The organism is Burkholderia sp. Bp9031 (assembly GCF_003857965.1).
GTDB lineage: Bacteria > Pseudomonadota > Gammaproteobacteria > Burkholderiales > Burkholderiaceae > Burkholderia > Burkholderia ambifaria_A.
Map to the genome: position 1 here is coordinate 155,871 of NZ_QTPW01000002.1, position 22,768 is coordinate 178,638.

20 protein-coding genes and 1 pseudogene are annotated in these 22,768 nt (G+C 64.7%); 11 read left to right on the plus strand and 10 right to left on the minus strand.

The features are described 5' to 3' along the window. Positions 1-130: 130 nt before the first annotated feature. Positions 131-511, minus strand: coding sequence for a BON domain-containing protein (locus DIE15_RS03885; protein WP_082664541.1), 381 nt, complete (start codon positions 509-511; stop codon positions 131-133). A gap of 667 nt (positions 512-1,178) precedes the next feature. Between DIE15_RS03885 and DIE15_RS03890 the strand changes: the two genes are divergently transcribed. Beyond that, entirely contained in the window at positions 1,179-2,120 is a 942-nt protein-coding gene (locus DIE15_RS03890; RefSeq protein ID WP_057923988.1) for a LysR family transcriptional regulator, read from the plus strand. Here DIE15_RS03890 and DIE15_RS03895 read toward each other — a convergent pair. Next, the gene (locus DIE15_RS03895; protein WP_057923989.1) at positions 2,113-2,427 is read right to left on the minus strand and encodes an NIPSNAP family protein; all 315 of its coding nucleotides are present in this window, start codon (positions 2,425-2,427) and stop codon (positions 2,113-2,115) included. The two genes, DIE15_RS03890 and DIE15_RS03895, sit on opposite strands and share 8 nt — an antisense overlap. A 47-nt stretch (positions 2,428-2,474) precedes the next feature. Then, positions 2,475-3,638, minus strand: coding sequence for an iron-containing alcohol dehydrogenase (locus tag DIE15_RS03900; protein ID WP_057923990.1), 1,164 nt, complete (start codon positions 3,636-3,638; stop codon positions 2,475-2,477). Positions 3,639-3,864: 226 nt separating this feature from the next. Between DIE15_RS03900 and DIE15_RS03905 the strand changes: the two genes are divergently transcribed. After that, on the plus strand, positions 3,865-5,181 hold the full coding sequence (locus DIE15_RS03905; RefSeq protein ID WP_057923991.1) for an MFS transporter: 1,317 nt from the start codon (positions 3,865-3,867) through the stop codon (positions 5,179-5,181). Between the two features lie 251 nt (positions 5,182-5,432). Here DIE15_RS03905 and DIE15_RS03910 read toward each other — a convergent pair whose 3' ends face one another. Further along, complete coding sequence (locus DIE15_RS03910) at positions 5,433-7,016, minus strand: aldehyde dehydrogenase (NADP(+)) (protein ID WP_124832439.1); 1,584 nt, start codon at positions 7,014-7,016, stop codon at positions 5,433-5,435. A 307-nt stretch (positions 7,017-7,323) separates the two neighbouring features. Here DIE15_RS03910 and DIE15_RS03915 point away from each other — a divergent pair, with 307 nt between their 5' ends. Beyond that, positions 7,324-8,292, plus strand: coding sequence for a cyclase family protein (locus DIE15_RS03915; RefSeq protein ID WP_124832440.1), 969 nt, complete (start codon positions 7,324-7,326; stop codon positions 8,290-8,292). 65 nt (positions 8,293-8,357) lie between these two features. Here the strand turns inward: DIE15_RS03915 and DIE15_RS03920 are convergent. Next, positions 8,358-9,147: pseudogene (locus DIE15_RS03920) on the minus strand (SDR family oxidoreductase). 229 nt (positions 9,148-9,376) lie between these two features. On the opposite strand from DIE15_RS03920, the gene DIE15_RS03925 reads away from it, so the two are divergent. Then, the gene (locus tag DIE15_RS03925; protein WP_057923994.1) at positions 9,377-10,324 is read left to right on the plus strand and encodes a LysR family transcriptional regulator; all 948 of its coding nucleotides are present in this window, start codon (positions 9,377-9,379) and stop codon (positions 10,322-10,324) included. Positions 10,325-10,430: 106 nt separating this feature from the next. On the opposite strand, the gene DIE15_RS03930 is transcribed toward DIE15_RS03925, so the two are convergent. After that, positions 10,431-10,646, minus strand: a complete 216-nt coding sequence (locus tag DIE15_RS03930) for an SRPBCC family protein (RefSeq protein ID WP_260428181.1) — start codon at positions 10,644-10,646, stop codon at positions 10,431-10,433. A 78-nt stretch (positions 10,647-10,724) separates the two neighbouring features. Beyond that, entirely contained in the window at positions 10,725-11,690 is a 966-nt protein-coding gene (locus DIE15_RS03935; RefSeq protein WP_124832441.1) for an enoyl-CoA hydratase/isomerase family protein, read from the minus strand. Between the two features lie 838 nt (positions 11,691-12,528). Between DIE15_RS03935 and DIE15_RS03940 the strand changes: the two genes are divergently transcribed. From DIE15_RS03940 to DIE15_RS03955, 4 genes are all read left to right on the plus strand, one after another. Continuing rightward, positions 12,529-13,092, plus strand: a complete 564-nt coding sequence (locus DIE15_RS03940; protein WP_242431730.1) for a gluconate 2-dehydrogenase subunit 3 family protein — start codon at positions 12,529-12,531, stop codon at positions 13,090-13,092. A 7-nt stretch (positions 13,093-13,099) separates the two neighbouring features. Next, positions 13,100-14,878 (plus strand): GMC family oxidoreductase, encoded by a 1,779-nt coding sequence (locus DIE15_RS03945; RefSeq protein WP_185734363.1) that lies wholly within the window; start codon positions 13,100-13,102, stop codon positions 14,876-14,878. A gap of 8 nt (positions 14,879-14,886) precedes the next feature. Beyond that, positions 14,887-16,275 carry a cytochrome c gene (locus tag DIE15_RS03950; protein ID WP_057923998.1) on the plus strand — a complete coding sequence of 463 codons (1,389 nt, stop codon included), beginning with the start codon at positions 14,887-14,889 and terminating at the stop codon, positions 16,273-16,275. 114 nt (positions 16,276-16,389) lie between these two features. Then, a complete protein-coding gene (locus tag DIE15_RS03955) occupies positions 16,390-17,250 on the plus strand; it encodes a fumarylacetoacetate hydrolase family protein (RefSeq protein WP_124832443.1) in 861 nt (286 codons plus the stop codon). 36 nt (positions 17,251-17,286) lie between these two features. Here DIE15_RS03955 and DIE15_RS03960 read toward each other — a convergent pair whose 3' ends face one another. Next, entirely contained in the window at positions 17,287-17,598 is a 312-nt protein-coding gene (locus tag DIE15_RS03960; protein ID WP_242431731.1) for a DUF3331 domain-containing protein, read from the minus strand. Between the two features lie 161 nt (positions 17,599-17,759). Then, on the minus strand, positions 17,760-18,044 hold the full coding sequence (locus DIE15_RS03965; RefSeq protein WP_057924000.1) for an antibiotic biosynthesis monooxygenase: 285 nt from the start codon (positions 18,042-18,044) through the stop codon (positions 17,760-17,762). Between the two features lie 418 nt (positions 18,045-18,462). Between DIE15_RS03965 and DIE15_RS03970 the strand changes: the two genes are divergently transcribed. Further along, a complete protein-coding gene (locus DIE15_RS03970) occupies positions 18,463-19,407 on the plus strand; it encodes an AEC family transporter (RefSeq protein ID WP_082664542.1) in 945 nt (314 codons plus the stop codon). Between the two features lie 88 nt (positions 19,408-19,495). Here the strand turns inward: DIE15_RS03970 and DIE15_RS03975 are convergent, their stop codons facing one another. After that, positions 19,496-20,281, minus strand: coding sequence for an SDR family oxidoreductase (locus DIE15_RS03975; RefSeq protein WP_057924002.1), 786 nt, complete (start codon positions 20,279-20,281; stop codon positions 19,496-19,498). Between the two features lie 572 nt (positions 20,282-20,853). Between DIE15_RS03975 and DIE15_RS03980 the strand changes: the two genes are divergently transcribed. Next, positions 20,854-21,894 (plus strand): NADP-dependent oxidoreductase, encoded by a 1,041-nt coding sequence (locus DIE15_RS03980; protein WP_124832552.1) that lies wholly within the window; start codon positions 20,854-20,856, stop codon positions 21,892-21,894. A gap of 43 nt (positions 21,895-21,937) precedes the next feature. After that, positions 21,938-22,621 (plus strand): type 1 glutamine amidotransferase domain-containing protein, encoded by a 684-nt coding sequence (locus tag DIE15_RS03985; RefSeq protein WP_124832444.1) that lies wholly within the window; start codon positions 21,938-21,940, stop codon positions 22,619-22,621. Positions 22,622-22,768 lie beyond the last annotated feature (147 nt).

Genomic DNA, 22,768 nt, shown 5'->3' on the forward strand with positions numbered 1-22,768 from the left:
CTCAATGCACCGCACACTCGGCTTGCGGCCAATCCATCCGACCATGCGTTCTGGATCGGTTATCGATCCGGGTGTCTCATCAAATCGGTGAGATTCTGCAATCTCACCGGGATCAGTCATTGGGCCGCCCTCAACTACCGCCTTCGGAAAGCGTCAGCCGGTTATTGACCGATGTCACCCCAGGGACAGCGCTCGTACGTTTTTCCGCGAGTGCGATTTGCGGCTCATCGGCTACCTCGCCGGTCAACGTCACGGCGCCGCCTTTGGCAAATACCACGATGCGCGCCTGATCCAGGGCGTGGTCCTTTGCAATACTCTTCCGCACACGCTTTGCAAGAGCACGATCGGTCGCTCGCGCTTGCTTGCGCGCGGCGGAAACGACAGGATCACCATGCTTTCTGGCAACTGCCGATGAGTTCGGTTTTGCGGGAGAATATGCCTCCGATGCGAGCGCAACGGACGGAGCCCCGATAATGATGGCAGCAAAAAATGATAGAAGTCTTGACTTCATATGGCCCCCTCAAATCTACGGTGAACTTCACAAGGAAAGCTGAGTGATGCGCATTGATCGTATCGTGCTCAATATCACCCGTCCTTAAGAGCGGGCCTGAAATAGTATTAATTTTTAGGATCTAATCGTCACGGCATGACCTCCTGGTCTTGACGACAACGTCATGCCGGCATTTTCCACTTCCAGGTGGGACAGTTTTGTGGTCTAGGGTCGGCTGGCCATTGCCCCGCCCGTCCGAGCCGCTCGCATGCGTGTAGCCCCGCCGTCGAGTGCAGGTCAGTGCGCTTGCCGAGCAGGCCGCTCGTGCCACCACCCACCTGCCGGTAACGCGTAGCCGAATCACTCGATGCACGCAAGTCAATATATGCGGGCTCTGCCGTCAGCCGCTAGCACCGCGAGTCCCCGGCGTCAACGATCAACGCGACAGTTCTGTTTCCACGCTTGCTCCGTACCGATATTGCAATCAATGGCTCGCATTGCGCCTATACGATCGCTTCCTGCTACCGCTGCTCGGAAGCGGTTCCGGCTTCGGAGTTGACCGATGCGCTCGAGCAGATTCGCGAGCTGCTGCAGATGCTCGGCGAGAGGTTCCGACGTAAGCCCAATCTGCTTTCGCCGGGATGTAAGGCAGCGCTACAATTCGAGAATCCAATTTGGTCGCTTTATCATGAAGCCGCTGGCAGTCCCCTCACTTGCCAATATCGCGTCACGCCTTCGCCTGAAGCAACTTAAGCTGCTGATCGCGCTGGAAAACCACGGCTCGCTGCACAAGGCGTCGGAAGAGATGGCAATCTCGCAGCCCGGCGCCACCAAGGTGCTGCGCGAGATCGAGGACATCCTCGGCATGCCGCTGTTCGAGCGGCAACCGAAAGGCCTCGTCGCAAACGACCTCGGCCGCTGCGTCACGCGCTACGCGCGCCTCATCTACAGCGACCTCGAACATCTGCATACCGAAGTCCTCGCGCTCACGCAAGGCCACGGCGGCCATCTTGCGGTCGGTGTGATCATGGGTGCAGTGCCGTTGCTCACGCGTGCGCTGACCGACCTGCGCCGCCGCCAGCCGCACCTGTCGGTCGAGATCGTCGAAGGCACCAGCGCGAGCCTGCTCACGCTGATCGACGATGGCCGCATCGATCTTGCGATCTGCCGCAACGGCGGCAGCCGGCGCCCGGAGGCGTACGACTACGTGCCGCTGAACGCCGAGCCGCTGGCGGTCGTGACGGCACGCACGCACGCGTTGGCCGGGCGCTCGGCACTGACGCTGCGCGACCTCACCGAGGCTGAATGGGTCGCGTATCCTGTCAACACGCCGATGCGACTCGCGCTCGAACGCGCGCTGGCCGATGCGGGTATCGACGTGCCGCGCTATCCGATCGAAACGGCGTCGACGTTCGCGACGCTCACGCTGCTGCAGGCGAACCCGGAACTGGTGGCCGTGATCCCGCGTGAGGTCGCCGAGTTCGGCGAGCGGTTTGGCCTCGTTGCCTGCCTGCCCGTCGCGATTCCGGCGCTCGACGAGCCGTACGGCGTCGTCGCACGTACCTTCGCGCACCTGTCGCCAGGTGCGCGCCTGCTCGTCGAAACGCTACAGGGTTCCCCGCTTACTTGATCGGCGAGAACGCGGCCGGACGCAGCAGCTTCGATTCCATCTTCTCGAGCATCGGGAATGCCTTCGGCACGAATTTCTCGAGCCAGTCCGGATCCTCGTACAGCGCGGTGCGGCGCTTGATGCGATCGTCCAGGCTTTCGTACGCCCAGATATGGACGACCTGGTTCAGTTCGCCGATTTCCGTGTACCACCAGCCGACAAGCGTCGCATAGCGGGAGATCACCGGCAGGCCTTCCTTCTCGAAGTGCCGCAGGTATTCGTTCATCTTGCCGATCTGGACCGTGTAGGTCCGCATTTCGTAATACATGACTGCTCCTGGTTGAATCGAATCGGGTAATCGGTACTTGCGCGCGATCAAAGTTCGCCGGCGTACGCGGCGCGGATGATGCCTTCGACATCGCGCGCAGTGGTCAGGCGCGGGTTGACGAGCACGTTGCCGCTGCGCATCGAGTCGGTCACCATCTGCGGCAGGTGTGCGAGGTCGACGCCGAGTTCGCGGATGTTCGACGGAATCTCGAGCGCGCGATTGAGTTCGACGATCTGCTCGACCAGCGCACGCGCGGCCGTTTCCGCATCGCCGTGGGTCACATCGCCGCCGAGTGCCTGGGCGATATCGCGGTACAGCTCCGGGCATGCGGGCCGGTTGAAGTCGATCACGTACGGCAGCAGCGCCGCGTTCGCGATGCCGTGCGCGATGTTGAACACGCCGCCCATCGTGTGCGAGATCGCATGCACGTTGCCGAGCTTCGACTGCGAAAACGCGACGCCGGCCAGGAACGAGCCGAGCAGCATGTCCTCGCGTGCCGCAAGATCGGAGCCGACGTAGAACGCGTTGCACAGGCTGCGCCCGATCAGGCGGATCGCGCCCAGCGCGAGCGACTGGCTCACCGGGTTCGCCTGCTTCGACACGTACGACTCGATCGCATGCGTGAGCGCATCCATGCCGGTGGCCGCGGTGATCGCGGCCGGCAGCTTCAGCGTGAGTTCCGCATCGAGGATCGCGAGCTTCGGGAACAGCTTGTGGCTGACGATCACGGTCTTGAACAGCGTTTCCTTGTTCGTGAACACCGTCGATGCCGTGCATTCGCTGCCGGTGCCCGACGTGGTCGGAATCGCGAAGATCGGCAGCGGTTCGTCCGGAATCTTGTTGTAGCCCTCGTAATCGAGAATCGTGCCGCCGTTGGTGGCCATCGCGGCCACGCCCTTCGCGGTATCGATGCTGCTGCCGCCGCCGACGCCGATCACGGCGGTGCAGCGGTGTTCCTTCAGGAACGTCAGCGCGCTGTCGAGCACAGCCGTGCTCGGGTTCGCCTCGACGCCCGAAAAGATCTCGTATGCAACGTCCGCGTCGCGCAGCGATGCGAAAAACCCTTCGAGCACGCCGCTCTTGATCAGGCCTTCGTCGGTCACCACCAGCAGCTTGCCGCTGAACAGCGGCTTCAGCAGTTCGCCGGCCTGGCGCGCGAGGCCGTTGCCGAATTTCAGCGTGGTGGGAAAGAAATATTGGAATGGGTTCATGATGCTTTCTCCGTGTGAAGTCTCCGCACCAAACACTACAAGCGGCCGATCGCCGCCGGTAATGAAAAAAACGGATCGCCCGATAACGCCCGCTTATTCCCCGCGCACGCCGCGCCGTTTGGTTATCACGCGATCACGAAGCGTCATTAGGCAAGACGCGGCCGTACCCCTACAGTCGCTGCACGGGACGATGCATCGCCCCGCAACCATAACGACGGAGACACGCATGCCCCCCTCGAATTCCCCCGCCGTCCCGACGGCATCGCCGGCCTCGCTCGACGCGGCGGCACGGCCGACCAGCGTCCGCTGGCGCATCTTCCTGCTCATGCTGCTGCTGGTCGCGATCAACTACATCGATCGCGCGTCACTGTCGGTCGCGATGCCGCTGATCGCGCCGGAATTCAACATGTCGCCGGCACTCGAAGGCCTAATGCTGAGCGCGTTCTTCTGGTCGTATGCGCTGATGCAGATTCCGGTCGGCGTGATGCTCGACCGCTATCACACGCGCGGCATCATCGCGACCGCGACGCTCGCGTGGGGCGCGTTCCAGGCGCTCGGCGCCGCGTCGCACAGCTGGATTCTGCTGATGCTCACGCGCATGGGCCTCGGCTTCGCCGAATCGCCGGTGTTCCCGGCCGGCGCGAAGCTGATCGGCTCGTGGCTGACGCCGCATGAACGCGGCCGCGGCGCAGTGCTTGTCGACGGCGGCGCGCCGCTCGGCAGCGCGCTCGGCGCAATCCTGATCTCCGGGCTGATCGCGTGGTTCGGGTCGTGGCGCATCGCGTTCGTGATCGCGGGTGTCGGCACGATGCTAGTGGGCGTGCTGGTGTGGCGCTACATCCGCAATCATCCGTCCGAGCACCCGGGCGTGAATGCGGCCGAGCTCGAACACATCACGCGCGAGCACTCGCCGGCGAAAGCTTCGGGCGAACGCGTGCCGCTGCGCGAACTCGTGAAGGACCGCTCGGTGCTCGCGATGTTCGCCGGCTACAGCTGCATCCTCGCGGTGTTCTACGGGCTGCTGACGTGGATGCCAAGCTACCTGCACAAGACCTACGGCTTCAACATCGCGACGACGGGCGGCGCGACCTTCGTCATCTTCATGTCGGGCTTCGTCGGCGAACTGATCGGCGGCACCATCGGCGATCGCTGGAAAGCGTCGGGGGCATCGCCGAACCTCGTGATGCGCACAATGTTCGGCGGCTCGTCACTGATCGCGGCAGCGTGTATCCTCGCGGCGGCCTATATCGCCAACGCCAACGCAGTCGTGCTGCTGCTGAGTATCGCGATGTTCTTCATCCGCTTCTGCGGAATGTACTGGAGCCTGCCGGCAATCGTCGGCGGCCCGGAGCGCGCCGGCGTGCTCGGCGGCACGATGAACTTCTGCGGCAGCATGGTCGGCGTCGTGGTACCGATCTTGATCGGCCTGATCGTCCAGTGGTCGGGATCGTACTTCCTCGCGCTGCTGTTCTTCGTCGCGATGGCCGTACTGATCGCGGTGTTCTCCAGCATGATCGACTACCGGCCGCGCACGCACGGCTGACCGCCACGCGACCGACCCTCCCCTTCACCGGCACGACGAGGCCCGCGCAAGCGGGCCTTGTTGCATCGTCAGCGGTTTTCAGCGGCTCAACGATCGATCGACAGCGGCGCATCGGCCACGTCGAGCGGCCGTGCGCGAAGATCCCGCTCATTTCGCCGTAGTCGCGCGTCGATGTCGGGGAAGAGGAACATGTCCGCGAAAACGCGGGGCACCGTTGCTTCACGGCGCCCCGCTTGCTTACTGCGCGAGCCTTAGTTCGCGAGCGTCATCGTCCCGTCGAGCAGGCGATTGATCGCCCACGGATTGCTCGTTCGCAATGCTTCGGGCAGCAGCGCATCCGGCATGTCTTGATAGCTGACCGGCCGCAGGAATCGGCGGATCGCGAGACTGCCGACCGACGTCGAGCGCCCGTCCGCGGTGGACGGAAACGGGCCGCCGTGCACCATCGCATGCGCTACCTCGACGCCTGTACCGAAACCGTTGACCAGCACGCGGCCCGCGCGCCGCTCCAGCGCCGGCAGGAACAGGCGCACGTCCGCGTAATCGGCTTCGTCGATATGGATCGCCGTCGTCAGTTGCCCTTCCAGCGACTCGACCAGCGCGAGCATCGTCTTCAGGTCGGGACACCGGACGATCAACGACGCTGCGCCGAAAATCTCCTCGTGCAGTGCCTTCGATTCGCGAAACGCGTCGGCACTCGTCGAAAACAGCGCGCCCTGCCCCTGGTTCGCACCGGTCGGCGCATTGGCACGTGCGACGGTCCGCACCTGCGGATGCTGCGCGAACGCAGTCACCGCGCGCGCGAATGCCTGATGAATGCCCGGCGTGAGCATCGTCGCAGCAGGTGCCTGCGCGAGCCGCTCGGCCGCCGCCGCGATGAAGCGATCGAGCGCCGGCCCTTCCACTGCGAAGATCAGCCCCGGGTTCGTGCAGAACTGCCCGGCGCCGAGCGTCAGCGACTGCACGAACGCGTGCGCGATCGCATCGCCGCGCCGTTCCAGCGCATGCGGGAACAGCAGTACCGGATTGAGGCTGCTCATCTCCGCATAGACGGGGATCGGTTCGGGCCGCGCATTGGCGATCGCGATCAGCTCGGTTCCCGCATGGCGCGAGCCGGTGAAACCGACTGCCTTGACGCGGCGGTCGCGCACGAGGCCCTGGCCGATTTCGCGGCCGCTGCCGAACAGCAGCGAGAACGTGCCTTCGGGCATCCCGCAGTCCTTCACGGCCTGCTGCACGGCCATCCCGACGAGTTCCGACGTGCCGGGGTGCGCCGAGTGCGCCTTCACGATCACCGGGCAGCCGGCCGCGAGCGCCGATGCCGTATCGCCGCCCGCGACCGAGAACGCGAGCGGGAAGTTGCTCGCGCCGAATACCGCGACGGGCCCGATGCCGATATGGCGCAGGCGCAGATCGGGGCGCGGCGCAGGCTGGCGCTCCGGTTGCGCCGGATCGATGCGAGCCTCGACGTAGTCACCCGCGCGCACCACGCCGGCGAACATGCGCAACTGGCCGACCGTGCGCCCGCGTTCACCTTCGACGCGCGCACGCGGCAGGCCCGATTCGGCAACGCAGCGCTCGACGAGCGCATCGCCGAGCGCGAGGATGTTCGCCGCAATCGCTTCGAGAAACCGCGCGCGCGCTTCGGGCGAGGTTTCTCGATATGCGTCGAAGGCCGCCCAGGCCAGCGCGCACGCTTCATCGAGATCGACGACGGTCGCACCGCCGAAAGCCGGCTCCATGCGTTCACCGCTCGCCGCGTCGATCGCGTACGTGACGCCGTGAGTGCCGCGTCGTGCGTGCTGACCGATCAGCAAGTTGCCTGCGATATTCATTTCCGTTTCCTGTGTGGGTCAATCGACTGCACACGCAATATTCCGGCATGCGTATGAATGCGTTGGCGTCGATGCCCATGCGGCGTCGACGCGAGTGACCACGATGGTTTCAAAACCGCCCGGTCCGCGTCAACACTTCGCGCATGACAGATTTTTATAACGCTATGAGTCGCTCTCAATACCGGATGCGCGGCGCGCTCTTCATACTGGCCCTGCGTCGCGCCATACCCGGCGCGCCCGTCCGACGTCGAATGCCCGAAGGACAAACCGTCCCGGGCTCGCGTCGACCATAACGATGGAGACGAACATGTGTGTGCAGAAACCGGCCGACGGCCCGGACGTCAAGCGCCTGCTCGACGGCCTGCCGACCAACTGGGGCAAGTGGGGGCCCGACGATGAAGTCGGCGCGTTGAACTATCTGCAGGCCGAGCAGGTGATGCGCGGCATCGGCGCCGTGCGCCAGGGCCGGACCTTCACGCTGCAGGTGGATATCGGCCATGCAAAAGGCGAACCGCTGTTTCCTGGGCGGCGCCCGTCGATGCGGATGAACGTGCTCGACAAGGGCCACTTTCTCGCGGGCAAGGCGCACTTCGACGGCAACGTCGAATACGCGGACGACGTGATCTTCATGCACGTGCAGGGCTCGACTCAGTGCGATGCGCTCGGCCACGTGTGGTACGACGACACGCTGTGGAACGGCTATGACGCGCTGAGCACGGTCGGCGGCCTCGATCGCGCGAGCATCCTGCCGATCGCCAAGCGCGGCATCGTCGGCCGCGCGGTGCTGATCGACATCGCGCGCCATCGCGACAAGCGCGTGCTCGACAAGGGCGAGACGTTCGATCACCACGATCTGCTCGAAGCGGCGCGCGCACAGAACGTGACGATCGAGCCGCGCGACATCCTGATGATCCGCACCGGCTGGATCGGGTCGTTCTACGAGCGCGACGAGGCCGAGTTCTATCGCGACTACATCGAGCCGGGCCTCACGTTCAGCCGCGAGCTCGTCGAATGGTTCCGCGAGATGGAGATCCCGAACCTCGTCACCGACACGATGGGCAACGAAGTCACGGTCGATCCTGCATCGGGCGTGATGATCCCGCTGCACAACGCGTTGATGCGCAACCTCGGTGTCGTGTTCACCGAGGTCGTGCTGCTCGACGCGCTCGCGGAAGATTGCGCGCGCGACGGCCAGTGGCAATTCCTGTATACGGCCGCGCCGCTGAAAATCGTCGGCGGCACCGGTGCGCCGGTCAATCCGCTCGTGATCAAGTAACGCGAGCAAGGCCATGCCCGGGCGCGTCGCGCGGCCCGGGCATTCGACTGCAGCCGCTCAGGCCGTCAGAAGGTTCCCGGATACGCGCCGCCGTCGAGCAACACGTTCTGCCCCGTCAGATAGCCCGCATGCGCGCTGCACAGGAATGCGCACGCTGCGCCGAACTCGTCGGCCGTGCCGAAACGCCCGGCCGGCACGTTCCGGCGCTTCGCTTCACGCGTCGCTTCGTAGTCCGTCCCTTCTGCTTGCGCCGATGCTTCGGTCGCCTTCTTCAGACGGTCGGTGTCGAACAGCCCCGGCAGCAAATTGTTGATCGTCACGTTGCGCGCCGCGATGCGCTTCTGCCGCGCGATACCCGCGACAAAGCCGGTCAGGCCCGTACGTGCGCCGTTCGACAGGCCGAGCACGTCGATCGGCGCTTTCACGGCGCTCGACGTGATGTTGACGATGCGCCCGAAACCACGCTCGGTCATCCCGTCGACGGTCGCCTTGATCAGCTCGATCGCCGTCAGCATGTTCGCGTCGATCGCGGCGATCCAGTCGTCGCGCGTCCACTCGCGGAAATCGCCCGGCGGCGGGCCGCCCGCGTTGTTCACGAGGATGTCGATGTGCGGCGCGGCCGCGAGCGCCTGCCGCACGGCCCGCGCCGGTCGTGATGTCACCGGCCGCCGCCACCACCGTGACGGCCGGATTGAGTGCGCGCAATTCGCGTGCGGTCGCCTCCAGTGCTTCGCTGCCGCGCGCGGTGATCACGACGTTCACGCCCTCGGCGACGAGCGCCTGCGCGCAACCCTTGCCCAGTCCCTTGCTGGCCGCGCAGACCAGCGCCCAGCGGCCTTCGATGTTCAGATCCATTCTGCTTCGCTCCAGGCATCCGGTGCGTGCCGTTCCGGCGCGACCGCAATCGACACGACAATAAGTTCAAGTTATAGTGCGTGCGACCCGCTCCGCCGCGCTCCGGCGACACATCGGGTCACGCTCCCGAAAATGTGCGTAAAACAAGGTTCGACGCGCCAGCATAAAGAGACGCGCCCGTCGCGGCAATTGACCGGATGTGATACCGGTATAACTTTTTGTCATTCCCATGACGCCACCGCTTCATTCGATCATTTCGCGTCTTCACCTGAAACAGCTGCGCCTGTTGATCGCGCTCGCCGACCAGGGCTCGCTGCTGAAGGCCGCGCAACAGGTTGCACTCACGCAGCCGGGCGCGAGCAAGGCGCTGCAGGAGATCGAGACGACCTTCGGCACGCCACTGTTCAATCGCACCAATCGTGGGCTCGAACCAACCGAGGTCGGCGATTGCGTGATCCGCTACGCCCGGCTGATTCACACCGATCTCGCGCATCTGCGCGAGGAAATCGTCGGCATCCTGCGCGGGCATGGCGGTCGCGTGAGCGTTGGCGTGATCATGGGCGCGGTGCCGCGGCTGACCGACGCGATCTCGACGCTCGTTGCGCGCCATCCGGAAATGTCCGTCGAGATCGTCGAGGACACCAGCGAGGCACTGCTGAGCGAGATCGACGCGGGTCGGCTCGACCTCGCGATCTGCCGCACGACCATCAGCCGCACGCCACAGCTCTACGACAGCGTGAAGCTGCAGGACGAGACGCTTGCCGTGGTCGCGAACGTGCGTCATCCGCTGAAGGCCGCGAAGAAGCTCGCGCTGCGCGACCTCGCCGAGTACCGATGGGTCGTGTATCGCGCGAACATGCCGATGCGTCTGCTGCTCGAACGCGAATTCCTCGAAGCCGACATCCGCTTTCCGCCGCATCTGCTCGAAACGACGTCGGCGTTCGCGACGCTCGCGCTGCTGCAAGGCAATCCGTCGTTCGTCGCGCTCGTGTCGATCGATGTCGCCGAGTTCTTCGCGCGGCACGACATGACACGCATCCTGCCGCTCCGGATCGGTTCGCGCAGCGAGCCTTACGAGCTCGTCACGCGCAAGGGCGCGCCGATCTCGCCCGGCGCGCGGCAACTGATCGACGAACTGCATGCCGACGGCGGCCGCGCGCCGGACGCAACGGTATAAGCCGGGCGGACACGCCAACGCCTTCGCGGCAGGCCGAAACCCGCGGCGAATCCGCAGCGGGAGCCGGACAACCCGGCTCCGTCACACACGATGCGAAGCGCTGCCATCAGACCGCCGCGAACCGCTTCGCCAGTTCCGCGAGGCCGTCTTCGTAGATCCCGCGGAACAGCTGCACGGTATCGTCGTCGGTCGCGCCGTGCGGCGTGAACGTGCCCGACCACTCGACCTTCGACCCGTTCGGGCCGTTCGGGTCGTTCGCGCGCACGCGCAGCGTGGAGCGATAGTCAACATGAAATCCCGAGGGCGATACGCGCCTCGGGATTTCCCTTCAGTCACGGGCCAGCTCGCTCGCGATAACGGCCGTACTTGCGAGTCCCTCTTCCGGAGGCAAGAAAACCACTCAATCGGCAGGAGGCAGGTTCGCGGAAAGGTCGGGAAAGCGAAGTTCACCTTCGTAGGTCTCGGCACCGGCCGCGAGTATCGCTTTCACGCGCGCCTGTATCGCTTCATTGGCGACGCAAAGATCGGCCTCGTGCGCCTCCACCAACAAGCCTTCGGAGAAGGAGACGTCTGACCCCATGTCCACGGACCTTTTCAGGTGGGCGATCGTGGTGGGCGGAAAGGTCGCGATGCGGCGTGCGAGTTTGTCCACGAACGGACCCAGTTCCTTGGCCGGCAGCGCGCGATTGATATAGCCGTAATGGTCGGCCAGTTCCGCCGAGAAATCCTCTCCGGTCAGCAGCACCTCGAGGGCGCGGGCGCGCCCCATCCGCCTCGGCAGGCGCTGCGTGTTGCCACCGCCCGGAACAAGCCCGCAAACAACCTCCGGTTGGCCGAACACGGCTTCGCCGATCGCGGCGAAACACATGTCCGCGGCCAGCGCGATCTCGCAGCCACCGCCGCGAGCGATGCCTTCGACCTTGGCGATCACTGCCTTGGGCATGTTGCGCAGGCGCTCGCCGAGCATCTGTGTCAGGCGGAACGTGCGTGTGTTCGAAGTCGTTTTCGGCGCGGAGCCGACACGATGCAGGCCCGAGTGCGCAATGAAGAACTTCGGCACGGCGCTCTGCAGCACAACGACACGTACGTTCGCATCCTGTTCAAGTTGTCGGATCAGCGAATCGAACTCCTCCGACAACACCTCGTCGAGCAGGTTGAGCGGCGGGTAGTTCAACGTCACCGTGGCGACCCCGCTGTCCTGGGCGACCCGGATATGCTTGTAATCGGCATAGTTCGCGCCGCCGCCCTGCGGTGGCGCGGACTTTCCGGGCGCAGCCACCCCATCCTCCGACGCGAGCAACACGCCTGGCGCAAATGTTGCGGCACCGATTGACTGGACGAACGAACGTCTCGAGAAGGTCGACATGGCAGGCTCCTTGGTTGGTTTCATCTCGCCTCGGCAAAGCCACGCTCGGCTCGCCATTCGCGGCGAAGTCGAGTATCGCGATTGCAATCCGCTGGCGCCGCGTCTTCCCCCTGTACTGCGGATGACAGCGACTACGCAAGCAATTTCGGCTGCGTCGAGAGGAATTCGTCAGCATTGAGAAGCAAACCTCGCTAACGCAATGATCCTCGGACCGTCGGGACATTTGCAAGGATCCTCCCCAAGTGGGGGGCATCCGGATCTACCTTGCGCTTCCGGCGCGCATCGTCTTGCGCATGCGCTGCAGCGACGCAGGTCACGCATACCCGAGAATTTCACCATCCGGTCGACCATGCAGCAACGCGGCGATACGGCTTCTCGCGGCCGATTGCTGGCCGCATAACTGCCCGGGTCGTCCATCCTGCGCCCCCTCCCCAAACAGGGGGCTGCCATCGCACGGGGCTGTGGGTACTGTTGCTACCGACACCCTTCGACGCATGGCCTGACACGCGCTCTCATTCACGAGCATTCGCACCACTCAGGCCTATTGAAATGCGTACCGGCGCGCGCTCGCCGCATCGTCAGCGGACTGTAGCGGCAGCGCCCGCGCGCATGTGACGACACCTCGAAATGGCCTGAAAACCCGTCTATGAGCAAAGCCCAGTCACGCGGAGACAAGCCGCCGAAGCCGGCGTCCGGCCGGCGCGTATTCCTCAAACGCGTCGCCATCGTTCCTGCCGCCGTCGCGATGGGGGCGTGCCATCCCGGAGACGACGCATCGCCATCACCGACGGCAACGCAAAACGCCGACAGCGGCGTCCGGCTCGACAACTATCGTCCGGTGTTCTTCACGCTCGAAGAATGGCATTTCGTGCTCGCGGCAGTGGACCGCCTGATCCCGCACGACGATGAAGGGCCCGGCGCGCTGGACCTGAACGTACCCGTCTTCATCGACAGGCAACTGGAAACCGGTTACGGCTACGCGGCGCACTGGTACATGCAAGGTCCGTTTCGTGCCGCCTCACCGCTGTTCGGCTATCAGTCGCGGCTGACGCCGCGCGAGTTGTACCGGGCCGGCATCCAGGCAACGAACGCACGATGCATGCGCGACTTCGCAGGCAAGCGTTTTGCCGAACTCGCCGTCGCGGAACAGACCGACGTGCTCGCACGCCTGGAGTCAGGCGCGATGGCATTCGACGATATCTCCGCGACGGATTTCTTCGCGTTTCTGCTGGAGAACACCCGTGAAGGCTATCTGTCGGACCCGATCCACGGAGGCAACAAGGAGATGGGCAGCTGGAAGATGATCGGCTTTCCGGGAGCCAGGGCGGACTTCCTCGACTGGGTCGGGACCGGCAAGCGCTACCCGTACGGCCCGGTCAGCATCGAAGGTCAGCAGGGTTGAGATGCATATGCCGCATATTACGAAGCCGGAAGTGGACGCCGTCCTCGTCGGGATGGGTTGGACAGGTGCGATCATGGGTATGGAGCTGGCCGAGGCCGGCCTGACCGTAGTTGGCCTGGAGCGCGGCGAAAACCGCGATACGAGCCCCGAGTTCGCGTACCCTGCCATCGCCGACGAGCTCGCTTACATTCAGCGACGCAAGCTGATGCAGAATCTTGCGCGCGAGACGGTCACGATCCGGCATGCGCCGAACGAGGACGCATTGCCCTACCGGCAGCTCGGCGCGTTCCTGCTGGGTACCGGGGTGGGCGGCGCGGGCGTGCACTGGAACGGCACGACCTGGCGCGCCAATGCTGCCGACCTCAAGATCCGCTCGCACTACGTGCAGCGATATGGCGCCGGGTTCATTCCCGGCGACATGACGATCCAGGACTGGCCTTATACGCTGGACGAACTCGAACCGTACTTCGAGCGTATCGAGGCCGTGATGGGCACGTCGGGCAAGGCAGGCAATCTGCACGGCCAGATTGTCGACGGCGGCAATCCCTTCGAGGCCATGCGCCGGCGTGACTATCCGTGTCCGCCGCTCGCCGACAATTATCCGGCGACACTGTTCAGGCATGCGGCGAGCGAAGCCGGTTTCCATCCATTTCCGATTCCCGCGTCCAATGCGTCGATCGCCTATCAGAATCCATACGGGCTGCAGCTCGGCCCGTGCAACTTCTGCGGCTATTGCGAAGGCTTCGGCTGCTACATGTATGCGAAGGCATCGCCGCAAGCCTGCATCTTGCCCGCGTTACTGGCCAAACCCAATTTCGAGTTGCGCGACCGATCGCATGTGACGCGTGTGGCACTCGATTCGTCCGGCCAGCGCGCCACCGGCGTGACCTATCTCGATGCACAGGGCCAGGAAGTGTTTCAACCGGCGCGCATCGTCGTGCTTTGCGCATTCCAGATGCACAACGTGCGCTTGCTGCTGCTGTCCAGGATCGGAACGCCGTACGATCCGGTGACGGGAACGGGAACCGTCGGCAGAAACTTCGCCTACCAGAAGAACAGCGCGGTCTCGCTGTTCTTCGACAAAGACGTCCACATCGATCCATTCATCGGCGCCGGCTCCGGGGGCCAGGCATTCGACGACTTCAATGCGGATCACTTCGATCATTCCGCGGCGGGGTTCGTCGGCGGCGCCTATATCAGCGCGATGGTCACCGGCGGCCGCCCGATCGGTCAGACCCTGCTGCCGGAAGGCACCCCCAAATGGGGGGCTGCCTGGAAGAAAGCGCTCAAGGACAACTACCTGCATTCGTTTTCCATCGGTACGGCAGGCTCGGTCATGTCATACCGCACGAACTACCTGGATCTTGATCCGACCTATCGCGACGCATACGGCCTCCCTTTGCTGCGCATGACATTCGACTGGCACGACAACGAGATGCGCATGACGCGTTTCGTCACCGACAAGGCCGAGCAAGTCGCGCGCGTGATGAAGCCGAAATCAATGTCGGTCCATGCCGGAAAGATCGGCGATCACTTCGACATGCGGCCGTACCAGACCACGCATACGACCGGCGGCGCGGTCTGCGGGGATCGCCCGGACACGAGCGTCGTCAACAAGTACCTGCAATCGTGGGACGTGCACAACGTATTCGTGACGGGCGCATGCGCGTTTCCGCAAAACTGGGCCTACAACCCGACCGGCATGGTCGGCGCGCAAGCGTATTTCGCGGCGCGCGCGATCCGCGAGCAATACCTGAAGAATCCTGGTCCACTGCTACCGGCATAGGAATTGCAATGGGTGAGCAACGCACGAAACCGGCCGCGATCTCATTCGGCCTGCTATTTGCCTGCGCCACGCTGGCCGCATGGTTGCAACCGGCCGCCGCGAACGCGCAGGATGCCGACCAGATCGCGCGCGGCGCCTATCTGGCGCGCGTCGGTGATTGCGTGGCATGCCATACATCGCGCCGCGACCAGCCGTTCGCCGGCGGACTGCCGATGGAAACGCCGTTCGGCACGATCTATTCGACGAACATCACGCCAGATATCAAGCACGGGATCGGCAGCTACAGCTACGACGACTTCGCGGCCGCGCTGCGCAAAGGCGTCGCGAAGGACGGACACCTGCTCTACCCCGCCATGCCGTACCCGTCCTTCTCGAAGGTCAGCGACACCGATACCCGTGCCCTCTATGCGTACTTCATGCATGGCGTCCGCCCGATCGGCCAGCCGAATCCGCAGACGCGGCTCCACTTTCCGTTCAACCTGCGCGTGCTGCTCACGGGATGGAATCTTCTGTTTCGCCCCAGTGGCACGTATCGCGACGATCCCGCACAAAGCGCGGCGTGGAATCGCGGCGCCTATCTCGTTCAAGGGCTCGCGCACTGCGGCGCATGTCATACGCCTCACGGCCCGATGGGCCAGGAGAAAGCGTTCGACGCGCGCGGAACGGACCTGTACCTGAGCGGTTACACGCTCGCGGGCTGGCACGCCCCCGAGCTGCGCCCCGGATACGGAAGCGGAAGCGGAAACGGCGCGGGCAAGCTCACACGTGACAGCATCGTTCAGCTTCTGCGAACCGGACGATCACACGGCAGCGCCACGTTCGGCGGCATGTCCGAAGTCGTGGAGAACAGCACGCAGTATTTCAGCGACGCCGACCTGGGCGCGGTTGCCGATTACCTCGGCAGCCTCGGCCCCGGTCGCGCACCGCAGACGTCGGCAGCCCTGCCCGTCAAGTCGGATGCGATCGCGGCGTTGCGCTCGGGCGTGACACCGACAGGCGGCGCGTTGCTGTACCTCAACAACTGCAATGCATGCCATCGCTCGGACGGCAGCGGCGCGATGAAGGCGTTTCCCGCGCTGGCCGGCAATGCGGTGGTCGCGTCCGACGATCCGTCGTCGGTCATTCACGTGATTCTGACCGGCTCGCGGATGCCGTCGACCCGATCCGATCCGGCGCCGTTGGCCATGCCCGCATTCGGCTGGCGGCTATCGGACCTGCAGATCGCCGAACTCGCGACGTTCGTACGCGACAGCTGGGGCAATCGTGCCGGCAAGGTGAGCGCATCCGACGTCGCGAAAGTCCGGCGGCAGGTCGATCCGGCGCAATTGAAGCGGATCCGGGCTGCCATCGCAAACGAAGTGACTGACGACGGCGCGCCCGGTTCGACCGGCAAATGACATCGGGCCGCCGCCCGCATCACGCGGGACCCACCATCCCGCACACGATCGAAGGGCTGCGCGGCGCGACCGCACGCCTTCCGGCTTGTTTGACTTGATTATCGGAAAACCATCATGCGATTCATCAGCTTCGTACGCGACGGTACCACCGGCCTCGCCATCCGGTCCGGCGACGGCCGTTATCTCGGACTGACGCGTACCGATCCCGACTATCCCGGCGATCTCGACACCCTCGTCTCCGGCGGTCCTTCCGCGCTGGCGCAAGCGAGCCAACGCCTGCAGTTGGCCGGCCGGCCGCTCGACCTGGCCGACTGCACCCTGCTCCCGCCCGTGACGCGGCCGACGAAGATCATCTGCGTCGGGCTCAACTATGCCGAACACTCGCAAGAAGCGGGATACGAGGTTCCGTCGTATCCGACGCTGTTCGCGCGCTTTCGCAGCAGCCTGACCGCGCACGGTGCTGCGATACGCAAGCCGACAGAATCGGATCAGCTCGATTACGAAGGCGAGCTGGCGGTGATCATCGGCCGCGGCGGCCGACGCATCGGGCGAAGCGATGCGTTGAACCATGTGGCCGGCTATACGGTCTTCAACGACGCGACCCTGCGGGACTATCAGTTCAAGACGCCGCAATGGACGGTCGGAAAGAATTTCGACGAAACGGGCGCACTGGGCCCCGAACTGGTGACCGTCGACGAACTACCGGCGGGCGCGGCCGGCCTCAAGCTGCAGACCCGGCTCAACGGTGTCGTCGTGCAGGAAGCCAATACGAACGACATGATCTTCGACATCGCCACGCTGATCGTCACCATCAGCGAAGTCATGACGCTCGAGCCCGGCGACGTCATCGCGACCGGCACGCCGTCGGGCATCGGCATGGCGCGCAATCCGCCGCTCTGGATGCGCGCAGGCGACGTGTGCGAGGTCGAGATCGAAGGGATCGGCGTACTCAGGAATACCGTCGCGCAATCGTGATCCGGTCGTGCCGGCGCTGCGCGCGCCGGCACGCGTTCAGGCAGGCTGCATGCCCAGCACATCGCTCGCGAGGATCATCGCGGCGGCATTGGTCGGTCTCGGCCGCTCCGCCGGACGAAACACCGCGTCTCCGGGGAAGATAGGCAAATGCGACAGCACGCAGATGCCGCGGCGGGAAGCGATGGCGCGCCGCCAGCGCTGCTCACCGAAATGCCGGACACCGGGCTCGACCCAACGCACCACCAGCACGCTTCCGTCGCATTCCAGCACCGTCACCTGGGCACCCGCGAACTCGCGGGCGGAACCCACGCGCGGCCCGTCGTCCAGTCGTGAAGTCGCATCAGGCATGTCCCACTCGCAAGCCGGCGCGATCGAACCCGGTGCCCGGTCGACCGCTCGTGTTCAATCGGTCACGCGATCCTGACCAGCATCTTGCAAAAAACCATAGCGCCAGCGATGCGGATCGTGCACGCCGCAAGGACGCGGCGGCACACCGTGCCGCACGCTGATCAGACTTCGCGCACGTGCTCGACTGAAGGCGGACCCACGAAGAAGGGTCCGGCCAGTTCGCGCCAACGCTGAAAATCGGCTGTCTGACGAAAGGCGTCGTGCCGCTCGACGCTTTCCCATTGCACCATCAGACGATAGCGCGACGGTTGCTCGATACCGCGATACAGATGCAAGCCATGGCAACCGGGCGCGCGTTCGATGAACGACCTCGCGTCGGCGACCGCACGTTCAAACCCCGGCTCGCCGTTTTCCTGTATGTCGATCTGGGCAATCTCAAAAATCATGACGGGTTTCTCCGCGCGACGCGAACAGTCGCGCAGTGCAATTGACACGCTGCCGGCATCGATCCCGTGCCGGACATTCCGGGTAGGCATGCACGCGCATGCGCGCTGCCCTGCTGCCGGTTCGCGTGGAAAGACGACTCGCTTCAAAAGCGAACCACGCAACGGCACCTGCTCGATACGAACCGGCCAGCCTGCGTCGCGTCGACCGGTTGCCACGATGCGCCAACGATAGCGCTGTCGAGCCGAGCGCTCTACCCCCACTACGGGGGGGTCAAAAAAACCCGCAAGACGTTCATGTTGGCAGCAACGCTACGACTCGCGGGCCGGCTTGTTTCGCCGCGTCGAGATCGCCCAGTCAGCATGCGGGCGATCGCGCCGGATACCGGCACCGTGCCTGGCGACCCGCTCTGGAGCATCCATGACCGCACAAATATCATCCGCGCTGGTGCCGTTTTTCTTTTCGATCGCGATGGGTTATTTCGCCGGGAAAACCCATGCCGGAAACATGCCGATCGTGTCGATCAATAAGATGCTGGTCGACTATGCGCTGCCGTTCGCGCTGTTCGTCTATACCGCGAAGATGCCGCGCGCGGAACTGATGAACCATCTGGTTCCCGTCGCCGTCATCGTGATCTTCATGCTCGTACCGTATTTCGCGTCGCTCGTCCTGTCGAAACATGTCTTTCATGTCGACCCGAGTCATGCCGCCGTGCGCGCCGTAACGGTTGGCATGCCGAACTTTGCGGCCGTCGGCCTGCCTCTTCTCGTCGCCGTGTACGGCGAGTCGAGTACATTGACGGTCGCGTTCGCCATCACCATCGCGTCAGTCGTGATGTCCCCGGCGTGCCTGATCCTGCTCGAGCGCGCCCGCAGCACCGAACACCCAAGTCGATCGAATGCGCCACCACTCGCCGGCGCGCTGCTCAATACCTTCCTGAAGCCGGTCGTTCTGGCACCGCTCGGCGGCATCGCCTTCTCCATTCTCGGATGGCACCTGCCGACGCTGATCGCCCAATCGCTGGGCATCATCGGTGGAACGACGGCCGGTCTCGCATTGTTTTCCACCGGCCTCATCCTTGCCGCCCTGCCGATCCGACTGAACGCGGAGGTATGTGTTGCGCTGTTGCTCGGCCACATCGTGCAGCCGCTGCTCGCATGGTTCTGCGTCCGGCTCTTCTCCGTGCCGCCGCCGATGGCCGGTCAGCTCGTGCTGCTTGCGGCCATACCGTGCGGTTCGTTCGGCATCCTGTTCGGGCTCGGCTACGACATCGACGATCCGACCGCGGGTGCGACGCTGGTCGCGTCGAGCATCCTGTCAGCGGTGACGCTGACGTTGACGATCGCGCTGCTCCATTTCGTCTAGAGGCGGAGGCGCCACCTTGCGGCTGCCGGCAGCTCGTGTCGCGTGCGTGCCGGACAGGCTGACCGCGTGTCGGGCTCGTTCGCGCCGCTCACTGCTTGCCGCCTACGATCCGCTGCCATGCGGCGGCCTGTTCATCGCGCACGAGTTGTTCGGCGGCTTCGGGCTTGACGGTCCGATACGGCGGCGCCTCCGCCTCGATCACCGTGACGATGGCGTCGATCATTTCCGCGGGATCGTGCTGCCGGTTCAGTTCGCGCGTCGGCCAGTGGGCCACGACGCGTTCGCCGTGGTTCCACCATTGATCCATGCTTTCCATGCCGGTATCGTTGAAGCCCGTACGATAGGCGCCAGGATTGATCGTCACGACTTCGACGCCGTATGGCTTCAACTCTTCCTCCATCGCGGAGCAGATGCCTTCGACGGCATGCTTCGACGCGGCGTAGGCGCCGTCGAACGGCACCTTGACGAGTCCCGCGACCGACGACATCCAGACGATCCGGCCATGCCCGCGCACGACCATCCTGCGCGCGAACCCCTGCGCGACTTCGAGCGCCGCAAAGACATTCGTTTCGAACACCGAGCGAAACACGGATATCGGAATCTCCACAAGCGGGCCGGATTCCATGATGGCCGCGTTGTTCAGCAGGACATCGACGTCGTGGGTCAATGCATGCGCACGATCGATTTCGTTCGTCACATCGAACTTGATGACCTGCATGTCCACCCCGCGTGCCTTGGCCTCCTGCCGCAGCGCCCAGACCTGCGGCCAGATCTGGCCACCCGCGATCACGCGATGCCCGCGTTCGGCAAGCGCGAACGCAACACCTCGCCCGAATCCGGACCCCGCACCGGTTATCAGCACCGTTCTGGTCATGCCCCCTCCCGCTCGGTACACGATGATTGCGCCGACCGGACCGACTCGGACGGCGACCTTGCCAACTACCTTACGGCGTTTCGCGCAGCCAACGCGCCCCCCCGAATGGGGAGGCGGGCCGCATCGCCGACGCGGTTCGGAAGCGATCGCACGCCGTCATTTGCCGGAACGCCCGATTTCGGCGCGCGCCTTACGACACGGCCATTGCGGCGAGCGGATGCTCTGTTCGCCGTTGCCGTGCGTCCCTCGTCAACCGCAAACGGGACAGATCGTGGAGCGCGAAATCGCGCCACATGCTCACTAGACGACTGGTCTACTCGATCGTATGATCCGCATCACGGTTCGACCGGGTGGTCGGCCCTCGCATTCATGCGATGCATGGCACAACCCGGCGCACCCCCGCAGGTCAAGCCCTGCGACGTAGCCCCGCAAGCGCACAAACACTAGACGACTGGTCTACTTTCGCTTGCAACGTGCTCCGGCATGTTGCAAGCGCATCGCGACCGTCACACGAAAAACCCGTCGCCAACCGGCCCGATCCGGGCGGCGCAACCGTCACACAGAGGTCACCCATGCCGCAATCCCAATCCGTCAATCGACGGATCGTCCTGGCCAGCCGCCCCGTCGGCGCGCCGGCAGCGCACAACTTCCGACTTGAAACCACGGCAGTGCCGACGCCCGCCGAAGGCGAAGTCCTGCTGCAGACGCTGTACCTGTCGCTCGATCCCTACATGCGGTGGCGCATGAGCGACGCGCCGTCCTACGCACCGCCGGTTGCGCTCGGCGATGCGATGGTGGGCGGCACCGTCAGCCGCGTCGTCGCCTCGAAGCATCCCGCCTTTGCAGTCGGCGACCTGGTGCTTGGCGACAGCGGCTGGCAGGACTACGCGCTCTCCGACGGCGTGGATCTCATGCCGCTCGGCACGGATCTCGACCACCCGTCCCATGCGCTTGGCGTGCTTGGCATGCCGGGCTTCACCGCCTACACGGGCCTGCTGCGGATCGGGCAACCGAAGCCGGGCGAAACGGTCGTCGTCGCGGCGGCGAGCGGTGCGGTAGGTGCCGTCGTCGGCCAGATCGCAAAACTGAAAGGCTGCCGCGTCGTCGGCATTGCAGGAGACGCGGAGAAATGCCGGTACGTCACCGAGACGCTCGGCTTCGACGTATGCCTCGATCGGCGTGCGCCCGATCTTGCACGGCAGCTCGCGCAAGCCTGCCCCGACGGCATCGACGTCTACTTCGAGAATGTCGGCGGTGCGATTTTCGACGCCGTGCTGCCGCTCCTCAACGTCGGTGCGCGCGTGCCGCTCTGCGGCCTGATCTCGCAATACAACGATAGCGAACCGGCGCCCGGCCCTGACCGGCTGCAGTTCCTGACCGACACGCTCCTGAAGAAACGGATCCGCATGGAGGGCTTCATCATCCTCGATCACTATGCGACCGGCTATCAGGCGTTCCTGGCCGAAATGGGCGGATGGGTCAAGGCCGGCGAGATCACGCCACGCGAGGACGTCACCGACGGCCTGGAAAACGCGCCGGACGCGCTCATCGGTCTGCTCGCGGGAAGGAACTTCGGCAAGGTAGTCGTGCGCGTCGCCGAAACCGCTGCGTAAAGCGGATTCGCGCATCCATCAGCCATCTTCATCCATAGTCATCATGAAACTTCTGTTCGTCCTGACATCCCACGACACCCTCGGTTCGACCGGCGAGAAAACCGGCTTCTGGCTCGAGGAATTCGCTGCGCCCTACTTCACGCTGAAAGACGCGGGCGCCGACATCACGCTCGCGTCGCCGGCCGGCGGCCAGCCGCCGCTCGATCCGAAAAGCGCGGATCCCGCATTCCAGACCGACGCCACGCGCCGCTTCGAAGCGGATCCGGACGCGCGGGCCGCGCTCGCGGCCACGCAAAAGCTGTCCGAGGTTGCCGTCGACGCGTTCGACGCAGTGTTCTATCCGGGCGGCCACGGCCCGCTCTGGGATCTCGCCGAAGACGCACGGTCGATCTCGCTGATCGAGCAGGCCATCGCACTGGGCAAGCCGGTCGCGGCCGTCTGCCATGCACCGGCTGTGCTGCGCCATGCCAAGGGGCCGGACGGCGAGCCGCTCGTCGCCGGCAAAGCCGTCACCGGCTTCTCGAATTCGGAAGAGGATGCGGTCGGATTGACGAACGTCGTGCCGTTTCTCGTCGAGGACGAGCTCAAGTCGAAGGGCGGCCGCTATTCGAAGACCGATGACTGGCAACCGTACGTGGTTGTCGACGGCTTGTTGATCACCGGCCAGAATCCGGCGTCGTCCGAACCGGCCGCCCAGGCGCTGTTGAACATGCTGACGCGCGCCTGACCACGGAGCGAGCTCCGCACCGGCGGCGGACGCCCTGTTCACCGCGGGTCTCGCGCAAGAACGAAACGCGCGGGAGCGCGATCGTCAGCCCACCGAGGGTCGTCGCGCGATGACATCGATCCTGATCCGGAAAAAGCGTTTAACACC